This is a genomic window from Flavobacterium sp. Leaf82 (genome assembly GCF_001422725.1).
In the GTDB taxonomy this organism is placed as follows: Bacteria; Bacteroidota; Bacteroidia; order Flavobacteriales; family Flavobacteriaceae; genus Flavobacterium.
The window spans coordinates 398,365-415,134 of the sequence record NZ_LMMA01000012.1; the positions used below are offsets into that span (position 1 = coordinate 398,365).

15 protein-coding genes are annotated in these 16,770 nt (G+C 32.9%); 10 read left to right on the forward strand and 5 right to left on the reverse strand.

Going from position 1 to position 16,770, the window contains the following annotated elements; translation table 11 throughout:
- Positions 1-58: 58 nt before the first annotated feature.
- Both ASF10_RS24170 and ASF10_RS24090 read right to left on the reverse strand, forming a co-directional pair.
- On the reverse strand, positions 59-244 hold the full coding sequence (locus ASF10_RS24170; protein ID WP_131726529.1) for a bacteriocin-like protein: 186 nt from the start codon (positions 242-244) through the stop codon (positions 59-61).
- 50 nt (positions 245-294) lie between these two features.
- Positions 295-474: a bacteriocin-like protein gene (locus tag ASF10_RS24090; protein ID WP_117611368.1), complete on the reverse strand. Its 180-nt coding sequence runs from the start codon at positions 472-474 to the stop codon at positions 295-297.
- A gap of 294 nt (positions 475-768) precedes the next feature.
- Here ASF10_RS24090 and ASF10_RS10290 point away from each other — a divergent pair, with 294 nt between their 5' ends.
- The 5 genes from ASF10_RS10290 to ASF10_RS10315 all read left to right on the forward strand — a co-directional run bounded on the left by ASF10_RS10290 (position 769) and on the right by ASF10_RS10315 (position 5,716).
- Positions 769-1,509 (forward strand): LytTR family DNA-binding domain-containing protein, encoded by a 741-nt coding sequence (locus ASF10_RS10290; protein WP_056248519.1) that lies wholly within the window; start codon positions 769-771, stop codon positions 1,507-1,509.
- Between the two features lie 100 nt (positions 1,510-1,609).
- Complete coding sequence (locus tag ASF10_RS10295) at positions 1,610-2,182, forward strand: hypothetical protein (protein ID WP_056248522.1); 573 nt, start codon at positions 1,610-1,612, stop codon at positions 2,180-2,182.
- Positions 2,183-2,249: 67 nt separating this feature from the next.
- Positions 2,250-2,621, forward strand: a complete 372-nt coding sequence (locus ASF10_RS10300) for a hypothetical protein (protein ID WP_056248525.1) — start codon at positions 2,250-2,252, stop codon at positions 2,619-2,621.
- A 483-nt stretch (positions 2,622-3,104) separates the two neighbouring features.
- Complete coding sequence (locus ASF10_RS10310) at positions 3,105-4,388, forward strand: tetraspanin family protein (protein ID WP_056248532.1); 1,284 nt, start codon at positions 3,105-3,107, stop codon at positions 4,386-4,388.
- Positions 4,385-5,716 (forward strand): hypothetical protein, encoded by a 1,332-nt coding sequence (locus ASF10_RS10315; protein WP_056248534.1) that lies wholly within the window; start codon positions 4,385-4,387, stop codon positions 5,714-5,716. The genes ASF10_RS10310 and ASF10_RS10315 overlap by 4 nt, the downstream gene beginning before the upstream one ends.
- 66 nt (positions 5,717-5,782) lie before the next feature.
- On the opposite strand, the gene ASF10_RS10320 is transcribed toward ASF10_RS10315, so the two are convergent.
- The gene (locus ASF10_RS10320) at positions 5,783-7,144 is read right to left on the reverse strand and encodes a hydroxymethylglutaryl-CoA synthase family protein (RefSeq protein ID WP_056248537.1); all 1,362 of its coding nucleotides are present in this window, start codon (positions 7,142-7,144) and stop codon (positions 5,783-5,785) included.
- Between the two features lie 361 nt (positions 7,145-7,505).
- On the opposite strand from ASF10_RS10320, the gene ASF10_RS10325 reads away from it, so the two are divergent.
- The 4 genes from ASF10_RS10325 (at position 7,506) to ASF10_RS10340 (ending at position 12,156) form a co-directional block, all read left to right on the forward strand.
- A complete protein-coding gene (locus tag ASF10_RS10325; protein WP_056248540.1) occupies positions 7,506-8,171 on the forward strand; it encodes a succinate dehydrogenase cytochrome b subunit in 666 nt (221 codons plus the stop codon).
- An 11-nt stretch (positions 8,172-8,182) separates the two neighbouring features.
- Positions 8,183-10,183 (forward strand): fumarate reductase/succinate dehydrogenase flavoprotein subunit, encoded by a 2,001-nt coding sequence (locus ASF10_RS10330; RefSeq protein WP_056248542.1) that lies wholly within the window; start codon positions 8,183-8,185, stop codon positions 10,181-10,183.
- A gap of 92 nt (positions 10,184-10,275) precedes the next feature.
- The gene (locus tag ASF10_RS10335) at positions 10,276-11,022 is read left to right on the forward strand and encodes a succinate dehydrogenase/fumarate reductase iron-sulfur subunit (RefSeq protein WP_056248545.1); all 747 of its coding nucleotides are present in this window, start codon (positions 10,276-10,278) and stop codon (positions 11,020-11,022) included.
- Positions 11,023-11,136: 114 nt separating this feature from the next.
- Complete coding sequence (locus ASF10_RS10340; protein ID WP_056248547.1) at positions 11,137-12,156, forward strand: hypothetical protein; 1,020 nt, start codon at positions 11,137-11,139, stop codon at positions 12,154-12,156.
- 71 nt (positions 12,157-12,227) lie between these two features.
- On the opposite strand, the gene ASF10_RS10345 is transcribed toward ASF10_RS10340, so the two are convergent.
- Positions 12,228-14,531 carry a family 20 glycosylhydrolase gene (locus tag ASF10_RS10345; RefSeq protein ID WP_056248549.1) on the reverse strand — a complete coding sequence of 768 codons (2,304 nt, stop codon included), beginning with the start codon at positions 14,529-14,531 and terminating at the stop codon, positions 12,228-12,230.
- Positions 14,532-14,705: 174 nt separating this feature from the next.
- Between ASF10_RS10345 and ASF10_RS10350 the strand changes: the two genes are divergently transcribed.
- Positions 14,706-15,485: a DeoR/GlpR family DNA-binding transcription regulator gene (locus ASF10_RS10350; protein WP_056248551.1), complete on the forward strand. Its 780-nt coding sequence runs from the start codon at positions 14,706-14,708 to the stop codon at positions 15,483-15,485.
- A gap of 178 nt (positions 15,486-15,663) precedes the next feature.
- On the opposite strand, the gene ASF10_RS10355 is transcribed toward ASF10_RS10350, so the two are convergent.
- Entirely contained in the window at positions 15,664-16,734 is a 1,071-nt protein-coding gene (locus ASF10_RS10355) for a dipeptidase (protein WP_056248554.1), read from the reverse strand.
- Positions 16,735-16,770: the final 36 nt, after the last annotated feature.

The window sequence follows — 16,770 nt, forward strand, 5'->3', positions numbered from 1 at the left end:
GAAAAAATGAATATAAAAAACTGCTATTGATAAGATAGCAGTTTTAATAAATTGATGACTATGTTGCTCCGTATTCCATACAAGTACTATTTGTTGATGTTTTGTATAAATACCAACCACATGAGTTTATGGTGTAAAAAGTGACTTCTTGTCCATTACATAGCGGCCATGTATAGCAAGGTGCACCAGTACCGCCGTGAATCGATTTCAATTCTTCTTTTGATAATTTTTGGAAATTTTTCATAGGTAATTTGTTTTGTTGGTAGTAATTTTAATTAATCAATGATTATAGTATTATGCTGCATATTCCATACAGATACTATTTGTTGATGTTTTGTATAAATACCAACCACATGAGTTTCTTCCGTAATAAGTAACTTCTTCGCTACCACATAACGGATAGGTTGCACAGTTTCCAGTGCCACCATTAATCGATTTCAATTCTTCTTTTGATAATTTTTGGAAATTTTTCATAAGTAATTTGTTTTTTGGGTTTTCCTACTCTATAAGTTTTTCGGATACGACTTTGATAAAAATACAAATTATTTTTAAATAAATACTTACAAAAAACAGGTCATGCTATTTTATTGATTCTTTAAGAATCTGTAATCTTCTTGTTTCTTTTAAGATGAATTCGATGTAATTTCTTTCTTTTTGTGTTTTATTATGATGATTGATCTTGAAAATAAGTAAAAAACTAGTGGATCTTACTTGAAATAAGTTAGATTAAAGTCTAATATTGTATAATAATAATTGCTTTAAGAAAAAATGAAACAACTAAACATATCCATAAAACACAATCTAATAATAGGTTTAGGTATTGCGTTATGGATTTTTGTTTTTGCTTTTGTAATAAAACCTTTTGATGACGGAACTTTAGATTTCAGGTCCTGGCTTTTTATGAGTATTGGCTTTAGTTCTATGGCATTTTTGTGTTATGGCATTGTTGCCGTTGTTCAAAAAAGAGTTTATGAAAAAATCTCAAAATGGAATTTAAAGTTTGAAGCAATTAGTTTAATATTCTTTTATCTAATTTATTTAATTGCCGTTTATACCTATTATAAAAGTCCAATTTTAAACGGAGGATATAGTTTTACAGCGTTCTTTATCATCATATTTATAAAAGTTGCTTTGATCTTAACTCCTGTAATTATTCTGGCAAGAAGATATTTGATTAAACTGATTCCGCTGCAAGATGATATTTTGACATTTAAAGGAGATAATAAATTAGACATTCTAAAAATCAACAAACAAGATTTGGTTTGTATTTCTAACGCTCAAAATTATGTTGAGATTTTTTATGTCGAAAACGGCAAACTCACATCAAAACTTATTCGGACTTCGCTCAAAAAACTTCAGGACGATTTTGGAATTTTAGTTCAAATACATCGTTCTCATTTAATAAATCCTATACATTTTAAGTCCTGGCGCAATCAAAATACTATTATTCTGACTCAAATAGAACTTCCGGTTTCTAAAAATTACAAAGAAGCTTTATTGGTATTATAATTTCGTACCTAAAATCGATACTTTCGTACCAAAGTCAATAAATTAGGCGTTTAAGAAAGATTCTGAGAGTAGTTTTGTTCATCAATTTTAAAAATAAATTATGAAATCAAAACACATTTGCCTTGCCGGATTATTATTTTTTGTTACCAGTTATTTATTCTTTTCCAATCTTTTGCCGGACTTTCAACAACCAATCGATTTTGCACATTGGTTTAACCTTATTGGCGCTTGTTTATTATTGTCGTTTAATGACGTGTTTCCTAAAAACAGATTAAATTCTGTAGCTTCAATTCTAACAACTTTAGGCGTTATTGCACATATTGGTCTTTGTACGATCGATTTTATAATGTGGAGTTTTGGTAATAATGAATTTGCCAAACAAGAACTAAGTAATCAGATTCGTAATACACCATCAATCTTTTGTCCATTTATTGTTGTTGGTCCTTCGTTGCTCTTTATTGGATTGGCAATGCACGCGGTCAATTTTATAAAAACTAATTTTATAAGTTCAATCATGGTTGTTGTAAGTGCACCAGCAATTGGTTTTTCATTTTTTATATTAAAAAACGGAGTTTATATGTTGTTAAGTTGTGTAGTTTTTTCTCTGGGATTGGGTTTATTATTGTATAGAAATGAAGCTGAAAAAGTATTGCATAAACAAAACAAGTTGTAAAATTGTAGGTTTTGTTTTAATTCGTATTTTCGTTTGATCAAAAACATAATAGTCTAAATTAAACCAATTGAAAAACTGTATTAAATATCTTCTTTCGCTCTTTCTGGCTTTTGTCGTGATTGCAAATGATGGTACAGTAGATTTTCAAACAAAATCAGCAGATTATTATCAATCTTCATTTGTGATTTTAAGGAGAGAATTAAATTTCAGGACTTCTCGCTTTTACATTTACAAGCAACTAAAAGATGGAGTTTCAGGTTCGTTTTTAATTCCTGTAATTTATCTTCAGCTAAAAGATGTTTGTAATCTTCAGGTTCGAACTGTTCAGAAATTGCAAAAACTTCTTTATCAAAACTTACATTCATTTATGAGACAATCTGTGTTCATGAATGAAATTATAACTTCAAACAATTTCTACAAAAGTTTATACAGCGCTTAGAGAATTCTTTTCTAAGTATTTATGCTTTTCAAGGCATAAGGTGATACAATAATGTCTAATCATTTATCATTTTCAAAATGTATAAACACAATAATAAAATACGTTTAGTACAATCTAAACGACCACTTCATTGGATAAAAAGAAAAATGGTGGTAATAATAACGGCCTTTATGTTAGGAATGTCAAACGGAATGAATGTTCACGATCAAGCCATTAAAGGAAATCAAAATTATACGGAACAACATAAAAAGGATTAATAATTTGAAATTTAAAAAGAAAACCGAAGCCATTACAGTTTCGGTTTTTTTTATTTGATTAAAAAGGCGAATATGTGAAATTGTTGCAAGTCAGAGTGTTATAGTTGTAATATATTTAAAGTTAAAATTTAATTTATTTTTCTTTCAAAAAATGAATTTCAAGCCTAAATGTTAAAATTTTTTTAATAGTTTTGGGCAAATTCCTACACAACCACTAATCCTTATTATGGACAAAAAAACCAAATTTTTTAAAACCGTTATATTACTTCAATTTATTCCCGCTTTCTTACTTGGTCTGTTGATTTTAATGAATTATAGAAAGCAGAAACTTCTTAATGTTAGAGGATTTCATCCATACGAATTTAATTATGGACACGCAGTTCCTTTAATTTTCTTTGGCGTTTGTATTCTTATTTCTATTTTAATTGTGTTTCTAAAAAAGGAGAATGCTACAGAAGATGAAGTTGATATGCAAAAGAAAGTTCGCCAGCAAAACTTTTGGAAATTTGCATTTTACTGCAATGTTTTCTTCTTAATAATCATTGCTGTTTTTGCATTTGGGTTATATCGAAAAAATCCATTTATAATAGATCAGTCAATTCTATTTTATAGTTTAGTGGTTTTAAGATCTTTTCTCATTATAATATTAAGCTTAGTAACAGCTTCCTTTTTTTTAGCAGCAGGAATTTATTGGAAATCAAATAAAACATTGGCACTTTTTATATTGGTCTTTAGCTTTTTTATAATTACTGCATCCTTTACTTATGAAGTTGTTTTTATGGGTGAATTTATGAATGCCTCAGAAAATTATATCAATCGAAGAGATGAAAAAGGACTTTCGTCTGATGCCGAAGAAACATCAGTAGATTATGTAGAAGCAGACAACGAACAAGTTGATCCTGAGGTCGAAAAGTCTAAATTGCTTTCGTCCTGGAATTCTTTAATTCCGGATTGGGGAGCGCTTGATGGAAAATATGATTTTTATGATGTCAGAATTTTAATGGGCAGAAGTTTAGACGATCATATTACCGAAAGCGACTATTATTATCTTGTTCAATACATTGATAATATTAGAGAAAACCCTGATGCACTTTATTTAGGATTCGAGAATTACAGATCAGTAATCTATAGCGTTATTTCGCCTGAAATCTATCGCAAGGCAAATTTTGACAAAATTGTAGACGGATTACTTTTGACATACGATGACATTGGTGCCGAAAATGAAAAATTAAAAGAAATCTACAACGCCATGCATCAGCCTTATGGCAGTTCCAGACCTAATATGGAAAAATATTATTCGGATTTTGAAAAATATTTCACTGCAGAAACAATCGAAAAACTTCAGACTTATAAGTTTTCTAATAATGCAGATTTTAAAGACACTGATATAATGTGGTTTTATAGCTTTTGGGCAAGAAGAAATAATGAAGGAAATATAAAAGAGATTGCAATAATCTTAAACGAAATAAAAGAGCAATACGACTCAAATTCAAATTCAGAAGAAGAATGATAAAATCTTATAAAATAGTTATAATAATTCAGTGTATAATATTGCTGATTTTTAGTTTTGTTTTTAATGAAGTATATAACGATGACATCCAGTTAATACCTTTGATTCAGTTATTGGTAATTGGTTTTTCACCTTTAATTGTATTGGCAATTTCAATTATAATTCAAAGATTGATAGTGGCTGTAATCCATTCTGATTCTACAAATGATGAAGTGAATAAAGAAGCGCCAATCGATAAATTTTGGAAGAATGCCTTTTTTATAAATGTAATTTTTGGAGCTTTAACGTTTCTATGTTCTATTATTTCTTCTGTTTTAAAATTAGAAGTTGGAGTTGTTAGTTCTGATTATATTTATCGATTTTTTTTCTCTTTAGATATTTTAATGATTTCCAGTTTAATAATAAGTCTGGTTTTAAGAATAAAAGATTCTGTTGTTGAAATAACTAAGTTTCTTGGTTTTTTAATGCTGTTTATTTCGATACTCATTTTTTCTTTTTCCTTGTATTTAGCGGTTTTAAATGTGGTAACGATACGATCTTATAGTGGTGATGGCATAATTGGAACCTTAAATTCTGTGTCAGAAACAGAAGAAGTTGCTACAGATGTCGAACATGAAAGTGAAGGCGAAGGAGAAGGTGAGGAGTCAGAATCTGACTATTATGGTTTTAACGAAATGAGTTTTCCGGAAGTAAATATAAACGGATACTTCAAAGAACTTTTTGAGGATTCGAGTTATGACACTACCAAAACACAGGATCTTACTAAGAACTTTTTGTCGGATTTTTTAGTATTAGAAAAAGATCAGTCCTTTACAGGAATCCGAATTGCAATAGAAAGAGGATTTGCTTATGATGAAGAGATAAAAAAAGTAGATGAAAAAATAAGGCGAAATCCTGAAGCGATTCGGGAAGCTTTTGATAGTTATAATACTTTGTTGTATGCTTTTTTATCGAATAAGATTTATTTTGATTCCAATTTAAATCTAATTGTAGATGCTTTAATAAAAACTCATGAAGATATTTATGAAACTGAAAATCCTGATGAAAGATTGACTAAAATCTATAAAACAATGATTTTTGGTGCGCAAAAAGAGTTTCCTAACTATTATTATAATGAGATAAAACCTTATGCATCAGAAAATGTTTTGAGTTTAGTAAGCAAAAATGCAGAAACAAGTTCAGAGAAAGACAATAGTAATGCAGAATATTCCTCGCAACTTAATACGGTCTGGATTTATAGTTTCTGGGCAAGACGACATAAAGAAAAAAATGACGATGTTGTTTTTGAAATCCTAAAAGAAATCAAGCAACATTATAATGAAGATTAATTATCTGATAAAAAAAAACCGAAGTACTTAGCTTCGGTTTTTTTATGATTTAAAATTAGAAATTAACTAATCTACCCATCTATAATATCTTGCTCCAATTAAATTTGGAATTTCTTTTTCAATTCGGTCTAAAACCCATTCGTTTTTTGGAGCTCTCACGCTTTGTTTTTGTTCTTTTTTGTGAAGACTTTCATAAGTTTCAAAACCAATTTCTGTGCTTTCTTCCAGATTTTCAAAAAGCTTCGTTTTGGCTAAAGCCAATTGCCAGTCTGGTTGAATTGTTCCTTCAAAAACTTTAGATTTCGATCCGCTTCCGTAAGCAAGGAATCCAAATTTTGCTCCTGCAACTTCTTGCTTTGTATCATAATAATGAGCCAAAGTCGATAATAATCCCATGAAAATAGATCCTGTATAAAGGTTTCCTATTAAAGACGAGGCCAATTCTGCCGGTTGTAATTTCTCTGTTACAAACTTTTTATATTCATCAGATTTCCCAACTTCTTTTATTTTAGTTTGATAGTCTGCAGGTTCAATATTTTCTGCAATAATTTTATCAGCATGATCTAAAGCATAAATTTCAGATAACATTCTGCGTCCCTGAAAAGAATAAGGTAAATGCATGATAATGCTGTTCCAGGTATTGTATAAAGTTTCGGTTGTGTTTTTTAATTTTTTAAATGAGAAGTAAGCATTTCGCGTACGATCCATATAACATTGATTCGAATATTGACCGTCAAAAACCGGTTGATCTTTATGAATCTCGATTTCGGCTTCCAGATTATCAAACCATGGATCGTTGTTTTCGTTTTGGATAATTGCTTGTTTAGAAAGACTTCTGTAAGGTTTAAAGAAATCAAAAACGCCTTTTGTACTGGTTGCCCAATTTTCATCAAAGGCAATAATTCCAGGATTCGAAGTTACAAGCATTGCAAGGGCTCCGGCGCCTTGAGTATATTCTCCTGTAGAATTTAAATCGTATTTTGCAAAATCTGTCGTAACAACAATTGCTTTTTTAGATGGATTAAGTTTTACAAAATCAATACAGTTTTGCAACGCATCAACACCGCCAATACAGGCGAAAGTAAAATCGACAACATCACATTCAGATAAAGAATCTTCTCCAAATTTTTGTTCCATTAAACTTATTAAGAACGAGCTTATTGGTTTAGAACTGTCGATTCCGCTTTCAGTTCCCACATAAATTCGGCTAATTTCGTTTAGGTTTATGTCGTTATCAAGAATTAGTTTTGTCAAAGCGTTTGCTCCAAAAACTACAGCATCCTGATGAACGTCCGGCAAGGTCATTTTAATTAATCCGAGACCTTTTTCTAATTTTTCTGGTTCAATATTTCTGGCGATTGCCAAAGTTTTTATGGGTAAATGTATGTTGGCTACATCAAAAGAGATAGCGTCAATTCCTGTTTTCATTATATTTTTTTTGAAGCCGATAAAGGTAAAATTATGTTGTGGAATGACAATTTTTTAATCCTATAAAATTCCAATGCACAGAAACTTTTAAAGAAAACAAATTAAAAGTTTACTTAAAATAATAATATGATAAACTTTTAGAGCAGCGTAACACTATTTGTTTGTGGTGAATAAATTTGCTAAAAAACAGTTTTTCAAAATTTTATAATAAAATAATTTGGGATACGGTATTTTTTATACGTAAAAGTACGTAATACGTAGGCTATTTTAAAATGATTATAAATAACAGCGAAATGGTTGTAGTTCTTTGTTAATTGAGTTATTTTTGTGTAATTTTTTAAAACAAACTACTTAAACACTTATGGCACAATCTGCACTATTGAATGCTTCCATCTTAAAGAAAGTGGCTATGGCCCTTTCGGGAATATTCTTAATCACGTTTTTAGCGCTGCATGTTTCCTTAAATTTTATTTCTATTATTAGTGAAAATGTTTTTAACGAAGCGTCTCACTTTATGGGATACAATCCGCTGATTCAATATGTAATGCAACCAGTTTTGGCAATCGGAGTAATTTTCCATTTCGTTATGGGATTTGTTTTGACAGCTCAAAATACTGCTGCAAGACCAATTGCGTATGCAAAATACAACGGAGCTGCAAATGCTTCCTGGAGTTCTAGAAATATGATTATTTCTGGATTGGTTATTTTGGCTTTCTTAGGATTGCATTTTTATGATTTCTGGTTTCCGGAGGTTAACTACAAATATATTGCAGGGGCTACGCCAGATGCTACAAGATATTATGGAGAACTGGTTCATAAGTTTCATGACCCAATTCGTACAGGATTGTATTGTATCTCATTTGTGTTATTAGGTTTTCACCTTTGGCACGGATTCGGTTCATCTCTTCAATCAATGGGGATGCACAATAAGTATTCAAGATTTTTAAGTAAAGTGGGTTACGGTTTTGCAGTTGTAGTACCGGCACTTTTCGTAATTATCGCATTATTTCATCATTTCAATAATTAATATAAATTATAATGGCATTAGATTCAAAAATTCCACACGGCCCAATATCGGACAAATGGACAGATTATAAAGATCATATTAATTTAGTAAATCCGGCTAACAAACGTAATTTAGATATTATCATTGTTGGTACAGGTTTGGCTGGAGGTTCAGCTGCGGCTACTTTGGCTGAGCAGGGATATAACGTAAAAGCTTTCTGCTTTCAGGATTCACCTCGTCGTGCGCACTCTATTGCAGCACAAGGTGGTATCAATGCAGCAAAAAATTATAAAGGTGACGGTGACTCAGTTTACAGATTATTTTATGATACTGTAAAAGGAGGAGATTACCGTGCACGTGAGGCAAACGTTCACCGTTTGGCTGAAGTTTCTGCTAATATTATCGACCAGTGTGTGGCTCAAGGAGTTCCATTGGCTCGTGAATATGGTGGATTATTAGATAACCGTTCTTTTGGAGGAACTTTGGTTTCTCGTACTTTTTATGCACAAGGACAAACTGGACAACAATTATTGCTAGGAGCTTATTCTGCAATGAACCGTCAGATTGGTCGTGGTAAAGTAAAAATGTACAACCGTCACGAAATGCTTGACATTGTTATCGTGAACGGAAAAGCGAGAGGTATTATCGCTCGTAACTTAATCACCGGAGAAATAGAAAGACATTCTGCTCACGCGGTAGTAGTTGGTTCTGGAGGATACGGAAACGTATTTTTCCTGTCAACAAATGCTATGGGAAGTAACGCAACAGCAGCTTGGAAAATACATAAAAAAGGAGCGTTTTTCGCAAATCCTTGTTACACACAAATTCACCCAACTTGTATTCCGGTTTCTGGAGATCACCAGTCAAAACTGACTTTGATGTCTGAATCGTTACGTAATGACGGTCGTATTTGGGTTCCTGCAAAACAAGAAGATGCAAAAGCGATTCGTGAAGGAAAGAAAAAAGCAACAGATTTGACTGAAGCTGAAAGAGATTATTTCTTAGAAAGAAGATATCCTGCTTTTGGTAACTTAGTACCTCGTGACGTTGCGTCTCGTGCTGCAAAAGAAAGATGTGATGCTGGTTTTGGTGTTAACAAAACCGGAGAAGCTGTTTACTTAGATTTCGCAGCAGCAATCAAACGTTACGGAACTGAAGAAGCTTTCGTTAAAGGTTTAGATGCTAACGATGCGGCTTTGGTAACTAAATTAGGAGCTGAAATCGTGAAAAGTAAATACGGAAACTTATTCCAGATGTATTACAAAATCGTTGACGAAGATCCGTATACAACACCAATGATGATTTACCCGGCGGTTCACTACACAATGGGAGGAACCTGGGTTGATTATAACTTAATGACTACAATTCCGGGATGTTTCTCTATTGGAGAATCTAACTTCTCTGATCACGGAGCAAACAGACTTGGAGCTTCTGCTTTAATGCAAGGTTTAGCTGATGGATATTTCGTATTACCTTATACTATTGGAGATTACTTAGCTCCGGATATTAAAATGGGAGAAATTTCTACAGATTTACCAGAATTCGTAGCAGCAGAAAAAGAAGTAAAAGATCAAATCGATAGATTTATCAATAATAAAGGAACTCATTCTGTAGATTATTTCCACAAGAAATTAGGAAAAATCATGTGGGATAAAGTAGGTATGGCTCGTAATGCTAAAGGTTTAACTGAAGCTATCGAAGAAATTGCTGCTTTACGTGAGGAGTTTTATAAAGATGTAAAAGTTCCTGGAAGCGCTAACGAATTTAATCAGGAATTAGAGAAAGCGACACGTGTTGCCGATTTCTTAGAGTTAGGAGAATTGTTCGCGAAAGATGCATTACACCGTAATGAGTCTTGTGGAGGTCACTTCCGTGAAGAATACCAAACAGAAGAAGGAGAAGCACTTCGTGATGATGAAAACTTTGCATATGTTGCAGCCTGGGAATACAAAGGAAAACCAAGTGATGCAGTATTACACAAAGAACCTCTGGTTTACGAAAACATTAAATTAGTACAAAGAAGCTACAAATAGCAATTAGTCAAAAGACAAAAGTCTTAAAGTAAAATGACTAAATGTTAATTGACTTTCGACTTTTGACTTTATGACCTTCAAACTAAAACAGTATGAAACTTACATTAAAAATATGGCGTCAGAAAAACGCCCAGGATAAAGGGGGAATTGTTGATTACCCAATCGACGGAATCGAACCAGATATGTCTTTCCTTGAAATGCTTGATGTTCTTAACGAACAATTGATCAACAAAGGAGAAGAGCCAGTAGCATTTGACCACGATTGTCGTGAAGGAATTTGCGGAATGTGTTCATTATTCATCAACGGAGAAGCACACGGACCAGACAGAGGAGTTACTACTTGCCAATTGCACATGCGTATGTTTAAAGATGGTGATACGATTTTTATCGAACCATTTAGAGCAAAAGCTTTCCCGGTAATTAAAGATTTAGTTGTTGACAGAAGTTCTTTTGACAGAATTCAACATGCAGGAGGATTTATCTCGGTAAATACTTCAGGAAATACTATTGATGCAAATACAATTCCGATAAATAAACATGACGCAGATAAATCATTTGATGCTGCTGCTTGTATTGGTTGTGGAGCTTGTGTTGCAACTTGTAAAAACGGATCAGCAATGTTGTTCGTAGGAGCAAAAGTATCTCAATATGCATTATTGCCTCAAGGTAAAATCGAAGCAGTTGATCGTGTTTTAAACATGGTTCACCAAATGGATTTAGAAGGTTTTGGTAACTGTACCAACACTGGAGCTTGCGAAGTAGAATGCCCTAAAGGTATCTCTCTTGAAAATATTGCACGTATGAACCGTGAGTATTTATCAGCAAGTTTAAAAGGATAATTTAAACATACATTTAGTTTATATAAAAACGCATTCATTAAGTTGGATGCGTTTTTTTTTGTACTATTTTTACCGCACCTAAAAATAATATACACCAAAAACAAATCGTATTAAATGAAAAGAATTTTACTTATTGTAATGCTTGCCCTAAGCATTCAAAATTATGCTCAGGTAGCGGTAACTCCATCTGACCGTGGTTCAAATGATCCATTTGAAAAAGGAGAACTGGAAAAATTTAAAAGCACAACGACAGTTTTTGTTTTGCCTCAGTTGAATAAAAAAGAAGATTATGAAAAAATCCTGAAAGAAGTCTGGACAGTTACTCCATATAAAGTCGTTGAATATAAGGATTTTAATATAATGGATTATGTAGATGGTAAATATTCAATTGCAAAATTCATAGGAGATATAACTACAAGTTCAAAAGGTACCGTTTATATTCATACCAATTTTGCAATACGAATTTTAGATAAAGAGAAATTCGATAAAGGAGTTGCAAAACTGAAGTCAGATGACAAAAAATACGACAGGAAACTGAACGGGGTTTTAAATGAAAATTTGATTTATATAGCGAGAGCTCCTCTTTCTGCTAATAATAAATTTTTAAATGATGCAATGGGAACTGGTAAGGTAAAAAAGACATTGAGCGAATTGTATGAACAAATGTATACGGAACAAAGTTTTACCAATACCAATCTCGGAATGTTGAAGAATTACTTTCAACAGATTAATCAAATTATAAGTAAAGGAGAACATTGCGGACTTTATGATGATTTTGCAAAACCAGAAATCAAGAACTTAAAAGAAGCTACACTTTATATCCCGGAAGCTTATATGATGGAATATAGTCCATGGAAAGGAACTGAAAAACTTAGAGATGAAAAAGATCTTAAAAAACTCGTTGAAGATTATAAATACAAATATCAGTTTATTAAAGAGGAGGATCTGGAAAAGAAGATTTTAAATAATGAAGATATCTATTATTTAAGATATGTAAGTATGAATGGAAATAAATATTTGCAAGTGGTTAATGCTAAGACTGCTGATGCTCCCTATTATTTTTATGGTGCTGGTTTTGCATATAATTTAAAAGATGACGATTTTAAAAATATTAGTAAAGCAGCATCTAAATAGATTTCGATAATCTAAATTGATGTTTTAATAATAAAGACGCATTTGCCACAGCAAATGCGTCTTTTTATATTTTATTCGTAATACAATTGCGTAGCACTAATTTCTTGTTTTTCTCTTCCTTCCTGTTGAATGAAACATGTTAAAGTAGTTCCTCCAATCTGATCAAAATAGCCAATGTTTATTTTATGGAAACCTTTTTCGAGTTTTACAGCTCCATACGCTTCGTTGAGCCAATGAATTCCATCGTTATTTACAACTAATTCATTATCGATAAAAAGCTTCGATCCGTCATCTGAAAGCGTCGAAATTGTATAATTTGCCGTTTCCGGGATGTAGATGTATCCATCGAATTTTAAGCCGATATAACGCTCTGTTTTCGTTTTCCATTTTTCACTGCTTATGGCGCCTTCAAAAATGCCTGAATTAGCAGGTTTTGCTAAATCTAAATCCTGAACTTGCTGGAATAAGGTTCCCGTATAATAACCGAATTTTAAACCTTTCTTATTTGGTTTTACAGCTAAAGCCGATTTTAATTCCGGGTTTCTAACCAATATTTTACTGATAGAACTTCTTCTTCCGCTTGGAGTAATCTGAACGGTTTTAATGATTCTGAATTCTCCTTTTGGAATATTTATCGTTACAGGTTTTGTATAAAGTTCAGCTGTTTCATCAGGATTATATCCATCAATTGTGTAGAAGATTTGTCCGTTTTTGATTGTTGGTTTTAAATCCAAAACATATTTTGAAGCAATTAAAGCGGTTTCATTAGAACCAAAAGGACTCGGAATTTTATACAATCTTTTTTGAGCTTCCAGTTTTTCTAAATGATGCGGAATTTGATTTAAAATAAAATGATTGTAATTTTTATTTTGAGGTTGCGTCCATGCAATTTCGGCCAAAGCAAATACACGCGGATAAATCATGTAATTTAACTTTGCCGGACTTGTTAAATATTCTGACCAAAGATTAGATTGTACGCCTATAATATACTTTTGTTCCTCGACGGTTAAGCTATCAACAGGCGTTGGATTATAGTTGTACATTTTTTCAACTGTAGTTAATCTTCCAATCGTTAAAGGTTCTTGCGGAGAATATCCTTGGTTATAATCCAGATAAAGTACTTGTTCCGGATTCATGATTACATTATGTTTTTGTCTTGCAGCGCTAATTCCGCCGGCTTCGCCTCGCCATGACATTACAGCCGCATTTGGTGCCAATCCGCCTTCAAGCATTTCGTCCCAGCCTAAAATTTGTCGTCCGTTTGCGTTTAGGAATTTCTCGATTCGGGTTGTGAGATAACTTTGTAGTTCGTGTTCGTCTTTCAATCCTAAATCTTTGATTCTTTTTTGACAATTCGGACATTCTTTCCATTTTGTTTTTGGGCATTCGTCTCCACCAATATGAATGTATTTACTTGGGAATAAAGCCATCACTTCCGTCAAAACATCTTCTAAAAAAGTAAAAGTTTCTTCTTTTCCGGCGCAGAAAATATCATCAAAAACACCCCAATATTCTATAACCTTGTATTGACGATCGGGAAAACAAGATAAATTAGGATAAGCCGTAACTGCTGCAGTTGCATGACCGGGCATTTCGATTTCCGGAATAATATTCACATAATGGTCTTCGGCAAATTTTACTACATCTTTAATTTCTTCCTGCGTATAAAATCCTCCGTACGGATTTCCGTCAAAAAAATACGGGAATCTTTCGAATTTATTTCCCACTAAAGTCTGTGCTCTTTTTGAACCAACTTCAGTTAGTTTTGGATATTTTTTTATCTCAATTCTCCATCCTTGATCGTCTGTTAAGTGCCAATGAAAGTTGTTTAATTTATAACTGGACATTTGTGCAATAAAATCTTTTATGACATCAACAGAGAAAAAATGACGGCAAACGTCGAGGTGAAGCCCGCGGTAGCTGTATCTGGGTTCGTCTTCGATGGTAACGCAAGGTAATTTTACTTCCTGATTTTTCGGTTTGTTGGGTAAAAGCTGCAATAAACTCTGAACTGCATAAAATAATCCTTCTTCACTACCTGTAACCGTAATTTTTTTTGACGTAATATCGATTTTATACGCTTCTTTTTTTGAAGAGAAAGATGGATTTTTAGCAATGAACAAAACTTCAATATTGCTCTTTTTATTTGTTGTATTCGTGTTTATAGCTGACTCGAAAATTTGTGCTGTTTTAAATTCTCTGGAACTGAATTTATTATTTTCAAAAGAAATTTTTAGTCGCCCGTTTATACGAATACTATCTCCGGTTGCTTTGTATGAATTTGGTGCAGGAATGATCGAGCTGTTTTCAGAACCAGTCTGGGCTGTTATGCCGGAACAACAAAATATCAAGAAGAGAAAGAATATTTTTTTCATGGTTAACAAATTTATGATTTGTAAATGTTGGTTTGCAAAAAAAATGCAATGGGTATTTGTGTTTAAACCTCTTTAAAATAGACAAATTAACTTTTTTATTACATTGTGTTATAATTTGTTTCGCAATATTATTGCATTTATTGATTACATTTGCCATAACAAAAACAAATTTGCATGAGTAATGATAATGAAGTGGTTAATTACACTAAGGAAGAACGTAAAAATCTTATCTTAAAAGAGATTAATTTGCATACTCGTGTAAGTTTTGAAACACTTTCTGCCAAATTATTTGTTTCAGAAGATACGGTGAGACGTGATATTAACGAACTTGAATCAGAATCTTTATTGATTAAGGTAAAAGGTGGTGCGATGACAAAAGCCTATCACCATTCTTCAACCAATAATCAAACTTATGCAGGCGAGTCAAAACAAATCATTGCGCAAAAAACTTTAGGTTTACTTCATGATGGAATGGTTTTGTTAATTGGCGGAGGAACTACAATTCGTGAATTCATCCGTTTAATTCCTGATGATCTAAATCTGACTATTTTTACCGTTACTGTTTTATCTGCGGTTGAACTTCTGGATAAACCCAATGTTAAAATTATCATGATTGGCGGAAGCATTTCTTCGTACAGCCAAATGTGTGTGAGCGGCGATGTCTACAATCAATTGGCGAATATTAAAGTCGATTTGTTAATATTAGGAACCAATGCCTTAGATATCGAAGGTGGTTTCTCAGATTCTGATTGGGAAACTGTTCAGGTAAAAAAAGCTATGATTCAGGCTTCTGAAAAAACAGCGATTCTGACTATTTCTGAAAAACTCGACACGGTTCTAAAAATGAAAATTGCCAACTTATCCGAGGTTGATTATGTGGTTACAGAAGTTGATCCAACCGACGAAAAATTACAGTCGTATAAGAAGGCAGTTCCAAGTTTAGTTTTTCTTTGAAAAGTTTGCCGCGAATTTCTCGAATTATCCCGAATTGTTTTGATTGTACGGATCAAAAAAAAACTGTATAAGTCAATTTGTGGCTAGTTTTTAAACAGTTTCAAAATAAAAATTCGAGTAAATTCGAGAAATTCGTGGCAAAAAGCAAGTTTGTATTCTGTGCCGACTTTCATATTATTTAATCCCAATTTTTCATTAAGAAATTGATCCAGTTTTGGTGAAAGATTTTATTTAAATCTTCATCAGAATAACCGTTATTTTTAAAAATCAGAACCAATTTTTGTAAATCGGCAATCGTATCTAAATCATACGGACCTTGTTCTGTACCAAAAGCGCCATCCAAATCTGAACCTATACCAATATGATTGGCATTTCCGACCAATTGACAAATGTGATCCATGTGTTTGAAAACCGTTTCGAGATTGCAATTGGTACCTTTTGGTGTTGAAACGCCTCTTTCCCAATCCGGAACCAACATCCAGGCATCTAAAGCGCCGCCAATTACGGCTCCACGAGAAATTAAAGCTTGAATCATTTCATCGCTATATTGACGATTGTGATCAACCAGACTTCTGCAATTGTTATGACTTGCCCAAACTGGTCCGTGATAATGATCTAAAGCTTGCCAAAAAGCATCATCGCATAAATGTGTTGCATCGAGAATGATATTCAAACGCTCCATTTCTTTCAATAAATCAAGACCATTTTGGTTCATTTTTCCGGTTGCGTCCGTTCCGTTTGCGTAACGTCCGGGTCCATAATGTGCAGGACCAATAGCGCGCAATCCATAATTGTATGCTTTTTCTAAATACGAAATATCAATAATAGAATCAGCGCCTTCTAAACTCAAAATATAACCAATAGGTTTTTTATCGTTTGGCGTTCCGTCATTCCATAAATCAATTTGTTTTAGTAATGATTTTTTATCCGTAATTGCTGTGATTTCTCCGGCTTCTTCCATGGCTTTGTACCACGCAAGCTGTCCCTGAGTTTGTGCCCAGGCTTGTTCAGGAGAATTCCAACCCGGAATAATACTGTCGGGTTTTACAAATCGTGCAATTTGAGTGGCGACAACAATACCAATATTGCCGCGTCGTAAATCAGGGAACGAAACCGTTGCGCGTTCGCGATCTGGTTTGTCCGTCATTCCTTTTTCGAGATGGCGCAAAGTTGGTACGTCATTTCTTAAATCTCGATTCCACTCCATCGCATTCATGCTCAGGTCTAAATGGGCGTCTATTATAAACATATTATTTTTTTTAAGGCACAAAGGTTCAAAGGTTTA

Excerpts from the sequence above, each read along its gene's own strand:
- ASF10_RS24170 (WP_131726529.1), bottom strand. The coding sequence starts at position 244 with ATGAAAAATTTCCAAAAATTATCAAAAGAAGAATTGAAATCGATTCAC.
- ASF10_RS24090 (WP_117611368.1), bottom strand. The coding sequence starts at position 474 with ATGAAAAATTTCCAAAAATTATCAAAAGAAGAATTGAAATCGATTAAT.
- ASF10_RS10290 (WP_056248519.1), top strand. The coding sequence starts at position 769 with ATGAAACAACTAAACATATCCATAAAACACAATCTAATAATAGGTTTA.
- ASF10_RS10295 (WP_056248522.1), top strand. The coding sequence starts at position 1,610 with ATGAAATCAAAACACATTTGCCTTGCCGGATTATTATTTTTTGTTACC.
- ASF10_RS10310 (WP_056248532.1), top strand. The coding sequence starts at position 3,105 with ATGGACAAAAAAACCAAATTTTTTAAAACCGTTATATTACTTCAATTT.
- ASF10_RS10315 (WP_056248534.1), top strand. The coding sequence starts at position 4,385 with ATGATAAAATCTTATAAAATAGTTATAATAATTCAGTGTATAATATTG.
- ASF10_RS10320 (WP_056248537.1), bottom strand. The coding sequence starts at position 7,144 with ATGAAAACAGGAATTGACGCTATCTCTTTTGATGTAGCCAACATACAT.
- ASF10_RS10325 (WP_056248540.1), top strand. The coding sequence starts at position 7,506 with ATGGCACAATCTGCACTATTGAATGCTTCCATCTTAAAGAAAGTGGCT.
- ASF10_RS10330 (WP_056248542.1), top strand. The coding sequence starts at position 8,183 with ATGGCATTAGATTCAAAAATTCCACACGGCCCAATATCGGACAAATGG.
- ASF10_RS10335 (WP_056248545.1), top strand. The coding sequence starts at position 10,276 with ATGAAACTTACATTAAAAATATGGCGTCAGAAAAACGCCCAGGATAAA.
- ASF10_RS10340 (WP_056248547.1), top strand. The coding sequence starts at position 11,137 with ATGAAAAGAATTTTACTTATTGTAATGCTTGCCCTAAGCATTCAAAAT.
- ASF10_RS10345 (WP_056248549.1), bottom strand. The coding sequence starts at position 14,531 with ATGAAAAAAATATTCTTTCTCTTCTTGATATTTTGTTGTTCCGGCATA.
- ASF10_RS10350 (WP_056248551.1), top strand. The coding sequence starts at position 14,706 with ATGAGTAATGATAATGAAGTGGTTAATTACACTAAGGAAGAACGTAAA.
- ASF10_RS10355 (WP_056248554.1), bottom strand. The coding sequence starts at position 16,734 with ATGTTTATAATAGACGCCCATTTAGACCTGAGCATGAATGCGATGGAG.